At 59.8% G+C, this 16,654-nt stretch carries 17 protein-coding genes and 1 pseudogene; 9 read left to right on the top strand and 9 right to left on the bottom strand.

The window, feature by feature from the left end; translation table 11 throughout:
* Positions 1-33 precede the first annotated feature (33 nt).
* Both ACM6IK_RS26115 and cysB read left to right on the top strand, forming a co-directional pair.
* Complete coding sequence (locus ACM6IK_RS26115) at positions 34-537, top strand: universal stress protein (RefSeq protein ID WP_414876599.1); 504 nt, start codon at positions 34-36, stop codon at positions 535-537.
* A 112-nt stretch (positions 538-649) separates the two neighbouring features.
* On the top strand, positions 650-1,624 hold the full coding sequence (gene cysB, locus ACM6IK_RS26110; RefSeq protein WP_414876598.1) for an HTH-type transcriptional regulator CysB: 975 nt from the start codon (positions 650-652) through the stop codon (positions 1,622-1,624).
* Positions 1,625-1,640: 16 nt separating this feature from the next.
* Here cysB and ACM6IK_RS26105 read toward each other — a convergent pair whose 3' ends face one another.
* The gene (locus tag ACM6IK_RS26105; protein ID WP_108219643.1) at positions 1,641-2,123 is read right to left on the bottom strand and encodes a GreA/GreB family elongation factor; all 483 of its coding nucleotides are present in this window, start codon (positions 2,121-2,123) and stop codon (positions 1,641-1,643) included.
* A 2-nt stretch (positions 2,124-2,125) separates the two neighbouring features.
* Positions 2,126-2,536: a hypothetical protein gene (locus tag ACM6IK_RS26100; protein WP_414876597.1), complete on the bottom strand. Its 411-nt coding sequence runs from the start codon at positions 2,534-2,536 to the stop codon at positions 2,126-2,128.
* Between the two features lie 124 nt (positions 2,537-2,660).
* On the opposite strand from ACM6IK_RS26100, the gene earP reads away from it, so the two are divergent.
* Together earP and ACM6IK_RS26090 are read left to right on the top strand one after the other, a co-directional pair.
* Complete coding sequence (gene earP, locus ACM6IK_RS26095; RefSeq protein ID WP_414876596.1) at positions 2,661-3,803, top strand: elongation factor P maturation arginine rhamnosyltransferase EarP; 1,143 nt, start codon at positions 2,661-2,663, stop codon at positions 3,801-3,803.
* Between the two features lie 48 nt (positions 3,804-3,851).
* Positions 3,852-4,421 carry an elongation factor P gene (locus ACM6IK_RS26090; RefSeq protein WP_007943632.1) on the top strand — a complete coding sequence of 190 codons (570 nt, stop codon included), beginning with the start codon at positions 3,852-3,854 and terminating at the stop codon, positions 4,419-4,421.
* Between the two features lie 186 nt (positions 4,422-4,607).
* Here ACM6IK_RS26090 and ACM6IK_RS26085 read toward each other — a convergent pair whose 3' ends face one another.
* From ACM6IK_RS26085 to ACM6IK_RS26070, 4 genes are all read right to left on the bottom strand, one after another.
* A complete protein-coding gene (locus ACM6IK_RS26085) occupies positions 4,608-5,621 on the bottom strand; it encodes an alpha/beta hydrolase fold domain-containing protein (RefSeq protein WP_414876595.1) in 1,014 nt (337 codons plus the stop codon).
* 34 nt (positions 5,622-5,655) lie between these two features.
* Positions 5,656-6,075 (bottom strand): organic hydroperoxide resistance protein, encoded by a 420-nt coding sequence (locus ACM6IK_RS26080; protein WP_414876594.1) that lies wholly within the window; start codon positions 6,073-6,075, stop codon positions 5,656-5,658.
* Positions 6,076-6,435: 360 nt separating this feature from the next.
* On the bottom strand, positions 6,436-6,897 hold the full coding sequence (locus tag ACM6IK_RS26075) for a MarR family winged helix-turn-helix transcriptional regulator (RefSeq protein ID WP_008017203.1): 462 nt from the start codon (positions 6,895-6,897) through the stop codon (positions 6,436-6,438).
* Positions 6,898-6,964: 67 nt separating this feature from the next.
* Complete coding sequence (locus tag ACM6IK_RS26070; RefSeq protein WP_414876593.1) at positions 6,965-7,921, bottom strand: LysR family transcriptional regulator; 957 nt, start codon at positions 7,919-7,921, stop codon at positions 6,965-6,967.
* Between the two features lie 111 nt (positions 7,922-8,032).
* On the opposite strand from ACM6IK_RS26070, the gene ACM6IK_RS26065 reads away from it, so the two are divergent.
* A complete protein-coding gene (locus ACM6IK_RS26065; RefSeq protein WP_414876592.1) occupies positions 8,033-8,782 on the top strand; it encodes a sulfite exporter TauE/SafE family protein in 750 nt (249 codons plus the stop codon).
* On the opposite strand, the gene ACM6IK_RS26060 is transcribed toward ACM6IK_RS26065, so the two are convergent.
* Complete coding sequence (locus ACM6IK_RS26060; RefSeq protein ID WP_108219637.1) at positions 8,772-9,626, bottom strand: LysR substrate-binding domain-containing protein; 855 nt, start codon at positions 9,624-9,626, stop codon at positions 8,772-8,774. The two genes, ACM6IK_RS26065 and ACM6IK_RS26060, sit on opposite strands and share 11 nt — an antisense overlap.
* Positions 9,627-9,721: 95 nt before the next feature.
* On the opposite strand from ACM6IK_RS26060, the gene ACM6IK_RS26055 reads away from it, so the two are divergent.
* Together ACM6IK_RS26055 and ACM6IK_RS26050 are read left to right on the top strand one after the other, a co-directional pair.
* Positions 9,722-9,937, top strand: coding sequence for a DUF1127 domain-containing protein (locus tag ACM6IK_RS26055; protein WP_108219636.1), 216 nt, complete (start codon positions 9,722-9,724; stop codon positions 9,935-9,937).
* A 64-nt stretch (positions 9,938-10,001) separates the two neighbouring features.
* Complete coding sequence (locus ACM6IK_RS26050) at positions 10,002-11,231, top strand: winged helix-turn-helix domain-containing protein (RefSeq protein WP_414876591.1); 1,230 nt, start codon at positions 10,002-10,004, stop codon at positions 11,229-11,231.
* Between the two features lie 136 nt (positions 11,232-11,367).
* Here the strand turns inward: ACM6IK_RS26050 and ACM6IK_RS26045 are convergent, their stop codons facing one another.
* Positions 11,368-12,714, bottom strand: a complete 1,347-nt coding sequence (locus ACM6IK_RS26045; RefSeq protein ID WP_108219634.1) for a class II 3-deoxy-7-phosphoheptulonate synthase — start codon at positions 12,712-12,714, stop codon at positions 11,368-11,370.
* Positions 12,715-12,864: 150 nt separating this feature from the next.
* Here ACM6IK_RS26045 and ACM6IK_RS26040 point away from each other — a divergent pair, with 150 nt between their 5' ends.
* Positions 12,865-13,620 (top strand): spermidine synthase, encoded by a 756-nt coding sequence (locus ACM6IK_RS26040; RefSeq protein WP_218427722.1) that lies wholly within the window; start codon positions 12,865-12,867, stop codon positions 13,618-13,620.
* 106 nt (positions 13,621-13,726) lie between these two features.
* Here ACM6IK_RS26040 and ACM6IK_RS26035 read toward each other — a convergent pair whose 3' ends face one another.
* On the bottom strand, positions 13,727-14,518 hold the full coding sequence (locus tag ACM6IK_RS26035; protein ID WP_414876590.1) for a crotonase/enoyl-CoA hydratase family protein: 792 nt from the start codon (positions 14,516-14,518) through the stop codon (positions 13,727-13,729).
* A 388-nt stretch (positions 14,519-14,906) separates the two neighbouring features.
* Here ACM6IK_RS26035 and ACM6IK_RS26030 point away from each other — a divergent pair.
* Positions 14,907-16,614, top strand: a pseudogene (locus tag ACM6IK_RS26030) (DEAD/DEAH box helicase).
* The last annotated feature ends 40 nt before the right edge of the window (positions 16,615-16,654 follow it).

The raw sequence follows: 16,654 nt of genomic DNA, 5'->3' as shown, positions 1-16,654 counted from the left end.
AATCTCCGCCATGTTGGCAGTCGAGGAGGTCATATGATTCGTTCGATGCTGTATGCCACTGACCTTGGCCTGTACGCGCCCGTGGTGATGCAGCATGCCCTGGAACTGGCCCGGATCTTCAATGCCGATTTGTATGTGGTGCATGCGGTTGAACCCATGGGGTTGTTTGCCGAGTCGGTGCTGGAAAGTTATCTCGATGAACAGGCGCTGAATGAATTTCACAGCCAGGGCCTGAATACAGTGATTGCCAGTATCGAGCAGCGGGTGCTCGACAGTTTTCGTGAGGAGTTGGGGGATGAAGGGGAGCACGATCTGGAGCGGATTCAGGCAGTACGGGTGGTGCAGGGCGACCCATCGCAGGTGATTCTGGACCAGGCGCAGAAACTCTCCGTGGATTTGTTGATCGTAGGAAGTCACAGCCACGGTGCGGGTGCGGAAACGCCTCTGGGGCGAACCGCCGCCCGTGTGCTGCAACTGTCCAAGGTACCGGTCTATCTGGTGCCGCTGATGCAACGTCGTCGGCAAGGGGATCGCTAGAACAGAATAATGGCAATTTGATAAAAAAGTTCTAGATTTATTCTTCGTACCATTAATATAGTTATATACCGTCGCTGATGCCCGTGGCGTCTACCTGCTTTGAGGGATTCATATGAAGCTTCAACAATTGCGCTACATCTGGGAAGTGGCGCACCACGACCTCAACGTTTCCGCTACAGCCCAAAGTCTTTACACCTCTCAACCGGGCATCAGTAAACAGATCCGTCTGCTGGAAGACGAACTGGGCGTCGAGGTTTTCGCCCGCAGCGGCAAGCACCTGACCCGCGTTACCCCGGCCGGCGAGCGCATCATCACCACCGCTGGCGAGATTCTGCGCAAGGTTGAAAGCATCAAGCAGATCGCCCAGGAATTCTCCAATGAGAAGAAAGGCACCCTGTCGATTGCCACCACTCACACCCAGGCGCGTTATGCGTTGCCGCCGGTGATCAGCAATTTCATCAAGCAATACCCGGACGTTGCCCTGCACATGCACCAGGGGTCGCCGATGCAAATCGCCGAAATGGCCGCTGATGGCACCGTGGATTTCGCCATTGCCACCGAAGCGCTCGAGCTGTTCGGTGATCTGGTGATGATGCCGTGCTACCGCTGGAACCGTTGCGTGGTCGTGCCTCAAGGGCATCCGTTGACCAAACTGTCGAAACTGACCCTCGAAGCGCTGGCCGAGTACCCGATCGTGACGTACGTGTTCGGGTTTACCGGTCGTTCGAAACTCGACGAAGCGTTCAGCCATCGTGGCCTGACGCCGAAAGTGGTGTTCACCGCCGCCGACGCCGACGTGATCAAGACCTACGTTCGCCTGGGTCTGGGCGTGGGCATCGTGGCGAGAATGGCCGTCGACAGCAAACTCGACAGCGACCTGGTCGTGCTCGATGCCAGTGAGTTGTTCGAGTCCAGCGTGACCAAGATAGGTTTCCGTCGCGGCACCTTCCTGCGGGGTTTCATGTGCGACTTCATCGAGAAGTTCGCGCCGCACCTGACCCGCGAAGTCATGGCCAAGGCCATTCAATGCCACAACAAGCAGGAACTGGAAGAGCTGTTCGACGGCGTCGAACTGCCCGTTCACTGATAGCGTTTCCTGCCGGTCAAATCACCTCGGTGACAGCGAACTGTTGCCGAGCGCCCGCCACCATAATCTCCACCTCATCGCCCTCGAACTTGCCCAGCAGGCTTTTGCCCAGCGGTGAGCGCGGGGTGATGACGGTTATCAGTTGCCCCACCAGATCGACTTTCAATCCGGCTGCATCGGGGGCAAGAAACAACCATTGTTCGCGCCCCTTTTCGTCCTCGAGCCCGAGCAGCGCGCCCACTTCGATGCCCCGCTGATCGTCATACGGGCGCAGGGCCAGGTTCTGGCAGAGGCTCAGTGACTGGCGAATTTCCTCGACCCGCCTGGCTTGCCCTGCCGCGAGATAGGAGGCTTCCAGCCCCAGGGTGTCGTATTTGTTCTCGGCGATGTTTTCTTCATGGGTCGCCGTTTCGTAGGCGGTTTGTGCGGCCCGTTCAGAGATGTCGAGATCGATTCGCAGCTTGTCGAGAATCAGTTGGTGGACGGTATGCTTATTCATGATCAATCGCAGAATTGCTGGACGTTGGCGCGGCTTTTTTCGCTGGGTGCAGTCCGGTCCTGTTGCAGCCAGAACTGGCAGCTTGGGTTGGACAGGTTGCGACCGCTGCTGCGCACCTGATCGAGCCGTTGCTGCTGCTCGTTCTTGCGCAGGTTTTCTTCATATTGCTCGAACAGCGGGCTCTGTGGCGCGATGTCCGGCACTGGTTGAGTCACCACCGGTGGTTTGGCCAGTTGTTCCACAGCTGCCGCCACAGATGTCAATTGTTCGCTGAAAAGCAGGCGCGAAGCGAGCCAGCAGGTCAGCACAATGGCAATGAATCCCAGCCATATGCCCAGGGCGATGCTGCCGGTCAGTTGCAGGGCGTTGAGGCTGATCGGGAAAGAACGGCGCGGAGTGGGGCGGTGGGGCATGGTTGCCTCTTGGCGAAAGGTCACTGGCGAGTGGCGATTGTCGCATGAAGAATAATCGCCGTCGGCTCTTCTGCACGGGGTAATTTATGCGGACAATCGGCGCCTTTGCCAACGGGAGCCCGCAATGCCTGAAATGAAAACCCGCTGGGATATTTTTTGCACCGTGGTCGACAACTTCGGCGACATCGGCGTGACCTGGCGACTGGCCCGGCAACTGGTGGCCGAGCATGGAGTGGCGGTGCGCCTGTGGGTCGATGATCTGCGAGCGTTCGAGCGCCTGTGCCCGGAAATCGACATCCATGCTGCGCAGCAGTGGCAGCAAGACGTCGAAGTGCGCCAATGGCCGGCCGAGTGGCAGCCGACCGAAGCCGCCGATGTGGTGATTGCTGCATTTGCCTGCCAGTTGCCGAGCGCCTATATGGAGGCCATGGCCGAACGGGAAAAGACGCCGCTGTGGATGAACCTCGACTACCTGAGTGCCGAGGACTGGGTCATCGGCTGCCACGGTCTGCCCTCGGTGAAGTACAAAAGCGTGCAGAAGTTCTTTTTCTTTCCGGGGTTCCAGAAGGGCACTGGGGGGTTGTTACGTGAGCGCGGGTTGCTTGAGCGTCGTCGGCAATTTCAGCAAAACCCGCAGGCTCAAAGAGAGTTCCTGCAAGGTTTGGGGATTGATCCTGCACCCGGTGCGCAGTTGATCTCATTGTTTGCCTACGAAAACACCGGGCTGGCCAGTTGGCTCGATGCGATGGCTGGCGATTCTACGGCCACTCATCTGCTGGTACCGGAAGGGCGGATTCTCGGCGACGTAGAACGTTGGCTCGGTGTGGAGGGTTTGGCGGCCGGTGCCGTGCATGTGCGTGATGCCTTGACCGTGCAAGTGCTGCCGTTCGTCCGCCAGGACCAATACGACTTGTTGCTGTGGTGTTGCGATTTCAATGCCGTGCGCGGCGAAGACTCCTTTGTGCGCGCTCAATGGGCCGGCCGACCATTTCTCTGGCACATCTACCGGCAGGAAGAAGATATCCATCTGGACAAACTCGAGGCCTTCCTCGAAGTCTATATAAAAGGGCTTTCTGAGCCTGCGCGGGACGCGATCAGCGATCTCTGGCGCGCGTGGAACGCCGGTGAGAAAATGACCGACCACTGGCAATTCACCCGTAAACACTGGCCAGAGCTGGAAAAACACGCCGAGGCGTGGTGTCTGGAGCAGGCCTTGCAGGCCGATCTTGCCACGGCGCTGGTACAGTTTTATGGAAATTGGATATGATACGCGGCCTAGATTTTTGTAAATCCCATCCAAATTCGGATATTCGCAATGAAAACTGGTAAAGAACTGAAACCCGGGACCGTGATTCGTCTCGAAAACGATCCTTGGCTGGTTCAGAAAGCTGAATTCACCAAGTCCGGTCGTAACAGCGCGATCATGAAGACCAAGCTGAAGAACCTGCTGACCGGTTACAAGACCGAGATCGTTTACAGCGCCGATGACAAACTGGACGACGTAATCCTCGACCGCAAAGAAGCGACCCTGTCCTTCATCAGCGGCGATACCTACACGTTCATGGACACCACCGACTACACCATGTACGAGCTGAACGCTGAAGACATCGAAGCCGTTCTGCCTTTCGTTGAAGAAGGCATGACCGATGTTTGCGAAGCGATCTTCTTCGAAGAGCGTCTGGTTTCCGTAGAGCTGCCGACCACCATCGTGCGTCAGGTTGACTACACCGAAGGTTCCGCTCGCGGCGACACTTCCGGCAAGGTAATGAAGCCTGCCAAACTGAAGAACGGTACCGAGCTGTCGGTTGCTGACTTCATCGAAATCGGCGACATGATCGAGATCGATACCCGCGAAGGCGGTTCCTACAAAGGCCGTGCCAAATAAGCACCGCTTGAGGAATGAAAAAGCCCGACCATTGAGTCGGGCTTTTTTGTGCCTGGATGAAACATCCAGTTCTCCTGTAGGAGCGAGCCTGCTCGCGATGGGCGTTAACGATAACGCGAGCTTCCTGAATGCCCGCGTTGTCTGGGCGTCCATCGCGAGCAGGCTCGCTCCTACAGTTGGGCGGTGTTATTTCAAGTGTTGCTTGAGCTCTTCAGACGCCTGCAGCATCGCCGAACGCACCGCTGGCACCTGGCTCACCACGTTGAGCAAACCGTAGTCGTGGATCAGGCCGTTGTAGCGAACCGAGGTCACCGGCACACCGGCTTCATCGAGTTTACGGGCGTAGGCTTCACCTTCGTCGCGCAACACGTCGGCTCCGGCGGTCTGCACCAGCGCTGGAGGCAGTCCTTTCAACTGGGCGGTGGTCGCGCGCAGTGGTGAGGCGTAGATCTCGTTCCGTTGATTGGCGTCGGTGGTGTAGTTGTCCCAGAACCACTTCATCATGTTCCTGGTGAGGAAGTGCCCCTCGGCAAACTGGTTGTAGGACGCCGTTTCGAAGTTGGCATCAGTCACCGGCCACAGCAGCACCTGGAACTTGATCGCCGGTGTGCCCTTATCCTTGGCCATCAGCGCAACCACCGCCGCCATGTTGCCGCCGACACTGTTGCCGGCTACCGCCAGGCGTTTGCCATCGACGTTGATCTCTTTACCGTGCTCGGCCACCCAACGGGTCGCGGCGTAAGCCTGGTTGATCGCCACCGGGTAATGCGCCTCCGGCGACGGCGTGTAGTTCACGAAGACAGCCGCTGCACCCGAACCCGTCACCAGGTCACGTACCAGCCGCTCGTGGGTCGGGAAATCTCCCAGTACCCAGCCACCGCCGTGGAAGAACATGAACACCGGCAGCTCACCCTTGACCCCGGCCGGCCGGACGATGGTCAGGCTGATCGGTTGGCCGTCGACTTGAATGGTCTTCTGGCTGACATCGGCTTTTGGCAGCGTCAGCTTCACCCCGGCCTGCGCGCCTACCAGAACGGCGCGGGCCTCGGCGGGCGTCATTTGCTCCATCGGCTTGCCGGTACCGGCGTTCAGAACGTCGAGGAATGCCTGGGTGTTGTGTTCAACCCCGGTACCTGCAAACGCGTTGCTGATGGACAAGGCGAGAAGGGTGCCGGTCAAGACTTTGCTGAAAGTGTTCATGTTCGTTTCCTGTTCGGGCCTGGGTAGTCAGCGCTTAGACGGTCACGTGCAGACGCACATCGACGTTGCCACGGGTGGCGTTGGAGTACGGGCAGACCTGGTGGGCCGCGTCGACCAGTGCTTGTGCATCGGCTTGTTCAAGCCCCGGCAGGCTGATGTGCAGGTCGATGTCCAGACCGAAGCCGCCGGGGATCTGGCCGATGCCGACATGGGCGGTGATCGAGGCGTCGTTCGGGATGCTGCGCCTGGTCTGGCTGGCCACGAATTTCAGGGCGCCGATGAAGCAGGCGGAGTAGCCGGCGGCGAACAGTTGCTCAGGGTTGGTGGCTGCGCCGCCGGCACCGCCGAGTTCTTTCGGCGTGGCGAGCTTGACGTCGAGGACGTTGTCGCTGGAAACCGCACGACCGTCACGGCCACCGGTGGAAGTTGCGATTGCGGTGTAGAGAGTTTGCATGGTGAAAGCCTCGTTCAGGGTTTGGTTTGTTTTGCGCTAAATGTTTGCGCGCTAAGTAAGTGCGAGATGAATGTATCGCGCAAAAATTTAGCACGCAAGATAATTTTTCAAAGAAATTTGAAAAAAACGAAAAGGCAGCGAGGGCGTTTTGGCTGGAAGTGCTGAGCTAGAGCTATCGAGGGGGGGAGTGGGGATTTTTATCAGGAGGAGGTGGCGGACCCGGTTTTCCAATACTGCACAAAACAAATGTGGGAGCGAGCTTGCTCGCGATTACGGTGTGTCAGTCAAAGTAGAGGCTGAATGTCACATTGCCATCGCGAGCAAGCTCGCTCCCACAAGGGATGTGTGGTGGTTTGGAGACTAGAGGCTGTCTTGCAGGTGACGACGCAGTTCTTGCAGCTCCGCTTGCAGGTTCTGCAGGCGCTCCAGCGTCATTCCGCTAGCGCCGAGGATGCACTGGGGGATATCCCGGGCCTTGTCGCGCAAGGCTCGGCCCTGCTCGGTGAGTTCGACGATCACCACGCGCTCGTCCTCGCGGCTGCGGGTGCGGCTGAGCAAACCTTCGGCTTCCAGGCGCTTGAGCAGTGGCGTCAACGAGCCTGGATCGGTCAGCAACCGCGTGCTGATTTCGCCTACGGTCAAACCGTCCCGTTCCCACAACACCATCATCGCCAGGTATTGCGGGTAGGTCAGGCCCAGCGCTTGCAGCAAGGGTTTGTAGACCTTGGTCATCATCAGCGAAGTGGAATGCAGGGCGAAGCAGGCCTGATTGTCCAGCAGCAGGTTGTCGCAGTTGTCCGGGGTGTTGCGCTCGGTGGTCATGTCGAAGCCTTGATCTGTGATCTTAGGAATCTAGCGGGCGAATCTTTAATGCGCCAGATAAATTTGATCAGTGCTGTTGCAAATGGGTTTGCAGCAGTAGATCCCAGGGTGGAACCGGGCTGAAGCGGGTTTTCAGGTACTCCAGCAACAATCGACTGCGGGAGTTGGGTTGTTGTTCCAGGCGCAAGGCATAGATGCCGGCGCTTTCAGGTCTCGGCAGGCCGCTTTCGCAGAACAACGGCAGCAACTCACCCCGCAACAGGTACTCGCTGGCCAGCCAGGTTGGCAGGTGCGCGATACCCAGTCCGGCCAGCGCGCCGCAGACCAGCGCCTCGGCATTGTTGGCGCTCATGCGGACCCGCGCCGGCCGGTGCAGCTGCATTTGCCCATCCCGCTCGAAGCGCCAGGCGAACAGCGGGGCCAGGCCATCCCAATCGAGTCCGTCGTGTTCATTCAGTTGTGACGGATCGGTCGGTACGCCGCGACACCGCAAATATTCAGGGCTGGCGCAGGCGATACGCACGATGCTCGCCAGCGGCGTGGCCACCAGTCGGGTGTCGGCCAATTGGCCGGCGCGCAGCACCAGATCGACCTTGCCGAGGTTCTGTCCCTGCATGTCGACGAAACTGTCGATCAAGTGCAATTGCACATCGAGCCCGGGATACAGCATGAGGAAATCGGCAATCACCGGTGCCAGATGCCGACGCCCAAAGGCTGCTGGTGCATCGATACGAATCAGACCTTCCGGCACGCTGCTCAGGGACACCGCCTCGGCTCGAGCCAGGCGCAACTCGGCGACGATCCGCCGTGCTCGCTCGGCAAAGGCCAATCCCGCCGGGGTGGCGCGTACCGCATGCGTGCTACGGATGAACAACTGGCTGCCGACCGCGTTTTCCAGGCTGTCGATACGCCGTGCCACGGCCGAAGGGGTCAGCGGATGACGGCGCGAGGCGGCAGAAAAACTGCCGGTTTCCAGCACATCGAGGAACACAGCCAGTTGGTCGGTCAGTTGATTGGGGTTCATGGCAGGTTTGCGCTTGTGCGAATTTGGCACAACCATTGTGCGTCGCTGTGCGTTTCCGCGCCAGAAGCAACTGCGTAGGATCAAGGGCCTGACGGCAACGGAGAAAATGCTGTGATTGAGTTCTTGATGTATCTGGTGTTCGGCGCTGCCTTGGGCACGCTCGGCGGGTTGTTTGGCATCGGCGGCGGCCTGATCGCCATTCCGCTGCTGGGTGTGCTGTTCGGGCTCGATCAGCAGATTGCCCAAGGCACTGCACTGGTGATGGTGGTGCCGAACGTGATGCTGGCGCTGTGGCGCTATCATCAGCGCAACCGGATCGAACTGCGCCACGCGCTACCGTTGGCCATCATGGGGTTCTGCTTCGCCTGGCTCGGGTCGATCTGGGCGGTGGGCATTGATGCGCAAACCATGCGCATAGGTTTTGTCGCGTTTCTAATTGCACTTGCGGCCTACAACTTGCTTCGCCTGTTCGCCGTCAGCGCTGCGCCGGCTTCGCAGATGAACTACTCATGGCCCTGGCTGGGCGTGCTTGGCGCTGCATCCGGCACGATGGGCGGGTTGTTCGGCGTGGGGGGCGCGGTGGTGGCGACTCCGGTGTTGACCAGTCTGTTCGGCACCAGCCAGGTGGTTGCGCAGGGGTTGTCGTTGGCGCTGGCCTTGCCGAGCACCGGGGTGACGCTGGTGACATACGCCGTGCACCATCAGGTCAGTTGGGTGATCGGCTTGCCCTTGGCGGTCGGCGGGCTGATGAGCATCAGTTGGGGCGTGAAGGTTGCCCACGCATTGCCGGAGCGGTTGCTGCGCGGGCTGTTTTGCGGGTTCCTGGTGTTCTGTGCGGCGATGCTCGCCTTCAAGGTTTGAAACCTTCGACAATGTGCTCGGCCAGACACTCGGTGATCGGCGATGGGTTATGCAGGTTGCGCACGAGCATGATGCTGGCCTCGGGCAGCAGCGGCAGATCCTCGGCCTCACCGAGGATGCGCATGTCCGTGGTAATCAGGCTTTCAAGTTGCGCGGTGACGGCCAGGCCGGCGCTGACCACCGCCATGATCGCCGACAGGCTGTCGCTGTTGTACGCCACCCGGTAATCGCGACCCATGGCATCGAGTGCATTGCAGGCCCACAGACGGCAGAAGCAATCACTGTTGAACATCGCCAGCGGCAGCGGCGTCTGCTCATGGGCGCTATAGCATTGCGCCTCGGCCCAGACAAAACGCTCCTTGCGCAACAACTGCCCGATTTCGCTGCCCGGTTCGCGGGTCACGATGGACAGGTCCAGGTCCTGGCGCATCAGCAGTTGTTTGGATGATTCGCAGTGCACTTCGATCTGAATCAGCGGGTAGGACTGGGCAAATCGGCGCAGAATCCCCGGGAGGAACCGCATCACATAATCGTCCGGCGTGCCAATGCGCACAGTGCCGACCATGTCGGGTTCGCGCAGGGTGTTGAACACTTCGCTGTGCAGCTTGAGAATCCGCCGCGCATAGCCGAGCAACACCTGGCCTTCGGCCGTCAGCCGCACCTGCCGCCCGTCGCGCTGGAACAACTGGCGCTGCAGCACATCTTCTTCCAGCCGTTTCATCTGCATGCTGACGGCTGACTGGGTACGGTTGACCATTTCACCGGCGCGGGTAAAGCCGCCCTGGTCGGCGATGGCGACGAAGGTGCGCAACACTTCGGTATCGATACTCGGGTAGGCAGACATCCATCAATCTCCGAGATATGTGACATCAGAAACATTCGTTGGATTGATCTTAGACCCGGCGCGAGACTGGAGCCATCCAAACGGAGGGCAACAAGATGAAAGGTCAACATGAATTCCACGGTGCAGAAAAACACTCGATTCACGTGATATCCGATCTGCTGCACAAGGTCAGCCGCTGGTACGAACTGCATCGCGAGCGCGAAATGCTGGCGAGCTTGAGCGACGAAGCACTCAAGGACATCGGCATGAGCCGCGCGGATGTGGAGAACGAGTCGATCAAACCGTTCTGGAATGACCCGATGCATAAATGATGAGTCCCAAACTACACAAACCCCTTACCGGTGAGGTAGGTTGCGAGCAGACAAGGAGACGCCCATGCCCGCAACATTGTCCTTTACCCTCAAACAGGCTCGGCGTCTGGCGCTGTCCGCCCAAGGGTTCAACGGGCGGCAGCCGTCAGCGGCGATCAAGGCTGCTGCGCTCAATCGCCTGATCGAACGGCTGGGCATTTTGCAGATCGATTCGGTCAATGCGTTGGTGCGTTCGCACTACCTTCCGCTGTTTTCCCGTCTCGGTAACTATTCTTCCGATTTACTCGACCAGGCCGCCTGGAGTCAGGGCCGGCGCCGTACGTTGTTCGAGTACTGGGGCCATGAAGCCTCGTTATTGCCTCTTTCCATGTACCCGTTGCTGTGTTGGCGCATGCAGCGTGCGAGCCGTGGCGAAGACATTTATCAGCAATTGGCGCGCTTTGGACGTGAACAGCAAGACACGATTCGTCGGGTGCTGGCTTCTGTTGAGCAGCAGGGCGCGCTGGGTGCCGGGAGTTTGTCGACCCGTCAGGAACGGGCCGGTCCCTGGTGGGACTGGAGCGCGGAAAAGCATGCGCTGGAATGGTTGTTCGCTGCCGGTGAAGTGACCGTTGCCGGACGGCGCGGATTCGAAAGGCTCTACGATCTGCCGGAGCGGGTGATTCCCTCGGCGGTGCTTGCACAACCCATTCTGGGCGAAGAGGAAGCCCAGCGCGGCCTGTTGCGGCATGCGGCAACGGCCCTGGGTGTCGGTACGGAGAAGGACTTGCGCGACTATTTCCGCTTGAACCCTGCGGACAGTCGCCCACGATTGGCTGAGTTGGTCGAGGCCGGTGAGTTGCTGACCTGCGAAGTCGAGGGCTGGCGGCAACCGGCCTATTGTCTGCCCGAGCCAAAAGTGCCGCGCAAAGTCGCGGCCAGTGCATTGCTCTCACCGTTCGATTCGCTGATCTGGGAGCGCAGCCGGACCGAGCGGCTGTTTGATTTTCGCTATCGGCTGGAGATCTACACGCCGCAGGACAAACGGGTGTACGGCTATTACGTCCTGCCTTTTTTGCACAACGAGCGGATTGCCGCGCGAGTCGATCTGCGCGCCGAGCGGGAGGCTGGACGTTTGGCGGTGCACGCGGTGCATGAGGAGGAGGCGGGACTGGATGACGAGGGGATGCTGGCGCTGGCGGTCAATCTGCGGCAGATGGCGGATTGGCTGGGACTGGCGCAGGTTCAACTGAATTGCCCACGGGCGAGTGCGGCAAGGTTGCGGGTGGCATTCACACAAATTGGCGGTGATTGATCTGACGCCATCGTCGGAGCGCCGCCCGGAGCAAGCTCGCTCCCACAGGATCCGCACCGCACACAAAATCTGTGAGCGACGCAGTCAATGTGGGAGCGAGCTTGCTCGCGATGGCGGTCTATCGGAGAAGCAAAAACTAGCGCCGAACCTGCTTCAGAGTTTCAGCAATCAAAAACGCCAGCTCCAGCGACTGATCGGCATTCATCCGCGGGTCGCAATGGGTGTGGTAGCGATCCGACAAACCGTCCTCGGTAATCGGCCGTGCACCACCGATGCATTCGGTGACGTTCTGCCCGGTCATTTCGATATGGATACCGCCGGCATAACTGCCTTCGGCTTCGTGTACCTGGAAGAACTGCTTCACTTCGCCAAGGATCTGCGCGAAGTCGCGGGTCTTGTAGCCGCTGCTGGCCTTGATCGTATTGCCGTGCATCGGGTCGGAACTCCACAGCACCTGCTTGCCTTCCCGCTCGACGGCGCGGATCAGCTGCGGCAAGTGATCGCCGACCTTGTTCGCGCCCATCCGCGCGATCAGGTTCAGGCGACCCGGGTCGTTATCCGGGTTGAGCACGTCGATCAAGCGAATCAGGTCGTCGGGGTTCATGCTCGGGCCGACCTTGACCCCGATCGGGTTGTTCACCCCGCGCAGGAATTCGACGTGGGCGCCGTCGAGCTGGCGCGTACGGTCGCCGATCCACAGCATGTGGGCCGAGCAGTCGTAGTAATCGTTGGTCAGGCTGTCGCGACGCACGAAGGCTTCTTCGTAGTTCAGCAGCAGCGCTTCGTGGGCGGTGAAGAAACTTGTTTCGCGCAATTGCGGCGAACTGTCCATGCCGCAGGCACGCATGAACGCCAGGGTTTCATCGATGCGGTCGGCAAGGTGGCTGTACTTTTCTGCCAGTGCCGAGTTGGCAATGAAGTCCAGGTTCCACTTGTGCACCTGATGCAGATCGGCAAAACCGCCCTGGGCGAACGCGCGCAACAGGTTCAAGGTGGCAGTGGACTGGTGATAGGACTGCAGCAGGCGCTCCGGGTCCGGCACGCGGCTTTTTTCGTCGAAACCGATGCCGTTGACGATGTCGCCACGGTAGGCAGGCAGGGTCACGCCATCGATGGTTTCGTCGTTGGCCGAGCGGGGCTTGGCGAACTGCCCGGCCATGCGCCCGACCTTGACCACCGGGCAGCCGGCGGCAAAAGTCATCACGATCGCCATCTGCAACAACACTTTGAAGGTGTCGCGGATTTTCGCCGCGGAGAATTCGGCGAAGCTTTCGGCGCAGTCGCCACCCTGCAACAGAAACGCGCGGCCTTGGGTCACCTCGGCAAACTGACGGCGCAACTCCCGGGCTTCACCGGCAAACACCAGTGGTGGATAGCTGGCCAGAGTCTGTTCGACCTGCTGCAAATGCGCGGCGTCGGGGTATTGGGGTTGTTGCTGGATCGGCAGGGCGCGCCAGCTGTCAGGGCTCCAGGGTTGGCTCATCACGGTCTCTAGTGTTTTCGCTCGGACCTGCATGTTATCAGCAAATTAGTGCGTGACCTGTTCCCGTCGCTTCGCCGACAATCTCGCCTTTGCCGCTCTCTATACGCGGTGTTATTGCGTTACCGGCCCCGGTGACGATCAGGAGATGAAATGACTGAGGAGCGCGTCGAGCATCTGCTCGCCGAGGTACAGGACGAGTTCGGCGTGATTCGTGTGCTGGAAGTGGCCGATTACCGTTTTCTCGAGTTCGGTGATGCCATCGAGCAAAGCTGCGTGTTCACGGCCGATCCGAGCTGGCTCGAGTACGACTACACCCGGGCGATGCTGATCGGCGCGTTGTGCCACGAGCAACCGGAAAGTGCGCTGTTTCTCGGTCTCGGCGCCGGTACGCTGACTCAGGCCTGCCTCAAGTTCCTGCCGCTGGAAGATGTCGAAGCCATCGAACTGCGCCCGGACGTACCGCGTCTGGCCATTGAATACCTGGGGCTGGATGACGATCCGCGCCTGTACATTCGCGTTGGCGATGCCCTGGAACTGCTCGACACGGCTGAGTCGGCCGACCTGATTTTCGTCGACCTTTATACCGATGTCGGCCCGGGTGTCGGGCACCTGGCCTGGAGCTTTCTGGAAAACTGCCAGAAGCGATTGAATCCGGGGGGATGGCTGGTCATTAATCAATGGGCTACCGACGATGGCAAACCCTTGGGCGCCGCGTTGTTGCGTGGTTTGTACCACCGACATTACTGGGAGCTGCCGGTGAAGGAGGGCAACGTGATTCTGATCGTGCCGTCGGAGCTGGATCAGGAACTGGACATGGACGGCCTGATCGCCCGCGCCGAAGCGCTGGGGCCACGGTTGGGGTATTCGTTGCAATCGTTGATCAAGTGCATTCGCCCGGCGACCTGAATTGTCAGTGATGGCCCCATCGCGAGCAAGCTCGCTCCCGCATTTGACTGCGATCCCCGGTGGGAGCGAGCTTGCTCGCGATGGCTTTCTAGCTGGCAATACAGGGCTAAAGCCCCTTGAACACTCCAGGCCGCTTCTCCACCATCGACCGCACACCTTCTTTGACATCCTCGCTAGCCATCAACTTCTTGACTAGCAGAGGCAATGCTTGTGCAGCAGCGGTTTCCCCTTCATACCGGGCCTGTCGCGCAGACATCAGCGTCGCTTGAACGCCGAGCGGCGCCTGCCGGGCGATCCGCTCGGCCAGTTCAATCGCCCGGGGCAGCAAGTCTTCACTGGCCATGACTTCCTGCACCAATCCCAAGTGCAAGGCATCACGGGCGTCGAATTCATCACCGGTCAACAACCAGCGCATGGCGTTCCCCCAACCGGAGACTTGATGCAGGCGCAGGGTGGCGCCGCCGAACGGGAAGAGCCCGCGTTGCACTTCCATCTGCGCGAACCGGGTGTTGCTGGCGCACAGGTTGATGTCAGCGGCCAGCATCAACTCGATGCCGATGGTCAGGCAATAGCCCTGGGCGGCGACGATTACCGGTTTGCTGACCCTGGGGCCAGCGAACACCCCCCACGGATCACAGCCGCCAGCGGGTACCTGCCAGCCTTCGGCGAGTGTAACGCTGGCATTGACCAGGTCGAGCCCGGCGGTAAAGTGCTCGCCATGAGCGAACACCACCGCCACGCGCGCCTCGCTGTCGGCTTCGAACTCGCCATAGGCCAGGCTCAATGCGTTGAGCAGGTCGAGATCGAAGGCGTTGCGCTTGGCCACCCGATCCAGACCGATCATGAACACATGACCATGCCGTTCGCGGCTGACTCGACTGGAGCTGGGCTGATTCATGGAGTGATCCTCGGGGTGGGAAAGGCGTGCCGGACCGGCGGTCTGCACGGCAAAGGGTGAACCGTTTTAGCGCCATCACCCGCAAGGCCGGGCCTTTGAAAAGTAGACGGCTGATCGATTATTCGCAAAGCCTGTGACACAACGGTGTATCCGGTGGATTTCCGATAAAAAAAGCTCCCTTTTTGGGCAAATTCCGGTATAGTGCGCGCCGGCCTTTAGCCGGGCCGCGTTTAGGTAGAGCAATTCCCCGAAGTCAGCTTCGGCTGCACGTCCGTACTGCGGACTCTCCCTTGACGATTCTTTTCATTCATTCGTTTTCGCAAATCCCCGCCGACAAAGCTGCCAGGGCGACTCTTGAGTCTCAACACGGCACGCGCAGCTTTGGAGCATGGGTCTTTGCGGATGCACTTAGAGGCAGACCCATGACCCAGGAAACCGGCGGCTTCGCCGCTTTTAATCTTAATCCGAATATTCTTGCAGCCGTCACCGCGACTGGCTACGAAGAACCATCGGCTATTCAGCAGCAATCGATCCCGATCATCATGGCCGGTCACGACATGATTGGTCAGGCGCAAACCGGTACGGGTAAAACCGCTGCGTTCGCCCTGCCGATCCTGCATCGCATCGATCCTGCAAAGCGCGAACCGCAAGCCCTGATCCTGGCCCCAACTCGTGAGTTGGCGCTACAAGTTGCAACCGCTTTCGAAACCTACGCCAAGCAAATGCCGGGCGTAACTGTTGTGGCTGTCTACGGCGGCGCGCCGATGGGCCCACAGCTGAAAGCAATCCGTAATGGCGCACAGATCGTTGTCGCCACTCCGGGCCGTCTGTGCGACCACCTGCGTCGCGACGAAAAAGTACTGGCGACCGTGAACCACCTGGTTCTCGACGAAGCCGACGAAATGCTCAAGCTGGGCTTCATGGACGACCTGGAAGTTATCTTCAAGGCTCTGCCTGCAACCCGTCAGACCGTATTGTTCTCGGCCACCTTGCCGCAGTCGATCCGTGCCATTGCCGAACGCCACCTGCGCGATCCGCAACACGTGAAGATCCAGACCAAGACCCAGACCGTTACCGCGATCGAGCAGGCTCACCTGCTGGTTCACGCTGACCAGAAGACTTCGGCCGTTCTCAGCTTGCTGGAAGTGGAAGATTTCGACGCCCTGATCATGTTCGTGCGCACCAAGCAAGCGACCCTGGACCTGGCCAGTGCCCTGGAAGCCAAAGGCTACAAAGCCGCTGCGCTGAACGGTGACATCGCCCAGAACCAGCGTGAGCGCGTGATCGACTCCCTCAAGGATGGCCGTCTGGACATCGTTGTGGCGACCGACGTTGCTGCCCGTGGCCTGGACGTTCCGCGCATCACTCACGTGTTCAACGTTGACATGCCGTACGACCCGGAGTCCTACGTTCACCGTATCGGCCGTACCGGCCGCGCCGGTCGCGAAGGTCGTGCACTGCTGCTGGTGACTCCGCGTGAGCGCCGCATGCTGCAAGTGATCGAGCGTGTAACCGGTCAAAAGGTTGCTGAAGTTCGCCTGCCGGACGCTCAAGCCGTTCTGGATGCGCGCATCAAGAAACTGACCAACAGCCTGTCGCCGCTGGTGGCCGATTCCGAATCGACTCACGGTGATCTGCTCGATCGCCTGACCGCCGACATCGGTTGCAGCCCGCGTGCCCTGGCCGCAGCCCTGCTGCGCAAGGCAACCAACGGTCAGGCGCTGAACCTGGCCGCAATCGAGAAAGAGCGTCCACTGGTGCCGAACAACGCACCGCGTGGCGATCGTCCAGAGCGTTCCGGTGATCGTCCTGAGCGTGGTGACCGCGAGCGTCGCGCTCCGATACCTCTGGCTGAAGGTCGTGCCCGTTGCCGTACCGCGCTGGGCGCGCGTGACGGTATCGCTGCCAAGAACCTGCTGGGCGCCATCCTCAACGAAGGTGGTCTGGCACGTGAAGCGATCGGTCGCATCCAGGTCCGTGACAGCTTCAGCCTCGTCGAGTTGCCGGAAGATGGTCTTGAGAAGTTGCTGACCAAGCTGAAGGACACTCGTGTTGCCGGCAAGCAGTTGAAGCTGCGTCGCTACCGCGAAGATTGATCCGCTTTCGGGCTGATTGATCGAACATGAAAAATCCCCG

The organism is Pseudomonas sp. IT-196MI5 (assembly GCF_949767415.1).
Lineage (GTDB): Bacteria > Pseudomonadota > Gammaproteobacteria > Pseudomonadales > Pseudomonadaceae > Aquipseudomonas.
This window is presented reverse-complemented; position numbering and strand designations above follow the sequence as displayed.

Bases quoted from the DNA above. Each gene is read 5' to 3' on its own strand.
- ACM6IK_RS26115 (WP_414876599.1), top strand. From the start codon at position 34: ATGATTCGTTCGATGCTGTATGCCACTGACCTTGGCCTGTACGCGCCC.
- cysB (WP_414876598.1), top strand. From the start codon at position 650: ATGAAGCTTCAACAATTGCGCTACATCTGGGAAGTGGCGCACCACGAC.
- ACM6IK_RS26105 (WP_108219643.1), bottom strand. From the start codon at position 2,123: ATGAATAAGCATACCGTCCACCAACTGATTCTCGACAAGCTGCGAATC.
- ACM6IK_RS26100 (WP_414876597.1), bottom strand. From the start codon at position 2,536: ATGCCCCACCGCCCCACTCCGCGCCGTTCTTTCCCGATCAGCCTCAAC.
- earP (WP_414876596.1), top strand. From the start codon at position 2,661: ATGCCTGAAATGAAAACCCGCTGGGATATTTTTTGCACCGTGGTCGAC.
- ACM6IK_RS26090 (WP_007943632.1), top strand. From the start codon at position 3,852: ATGAAAACTGGTAAAGAACTGAAACCCGGGACCGTGATTCGTCTCGAA.
- ACM6IK_RS26085 (WP_414876595.1), bottom strand. From the start codon at position 5,621: ATGAACACTTTCAGCAAAGTCTTGACCGGCACCCTTCTCGCCTTGTCC.
- ACM6IK_RS26080 (WP_414876594.1), bottom strand. From the start codon at position 6,075: ATGCAAACTCTCTACACCGCAATCGCAACTTCCACCGGTGGCCGTGAC.
- ACM6IK_RS26075 (WP_008017203.1), bottom strand. From the start codon at position 6,897: ATGACCACCGAGCGCAACACCCCGGACAACTGCGACAACCTGCTGCTG.
- ACM6IK_RS26070 (WP_414876593.1), bottom strand. From the start codon at position 7,921: ATGAACCCCAATCAACTGACCGACCAACTGGCTGTGTTCCTCGATGTG.
- ACM6IK_RS26060 (WP_108219637.1), bottom strand. From the start codon at position 9,626: ATGTCTGCCTACCCGAGTATCGATACCGAAGTGTTGCGCACCTTCGTC.
- ACM6IK_RS26055 (WP_108219636.1), top strand. From the start codon at position 9,722: ATGAAAGGTCAACATGAATTCCACGGTGCAGAAAAACACTCGATTCAC.
- ACM6IK_RS26050 (WP_414876591.1), top strand. From the start codon at position 10,002: ATGCCCGCAACATTGTCCTTTACCCTCAAACAGGCTCGGCGTCTGGCG.
- ACM6IK_RS26045 (WP_108219634.1), bottom strand. From the start codon at position 12,714: ATGAGCCAACCCTGGAGCCCTGACAGCTGGCGCGCCCTGCCGATCCAG.
- ACM6IK_RS26040 (WP_218427722.1), top strand. From the start codon at position 12,865: ATGACTGAGGAGCGCGTCGAGCATCTGCTCGCCGAGGTACAGGACGAG.
- ACM6IK_RS26035 (WP_414876590.1), bottom strand. From the start codon at position 14,518: ATGAATCAGCCCAGCTCCAGTCGAGTCAGCCGCGAACGGCATGGTCAT.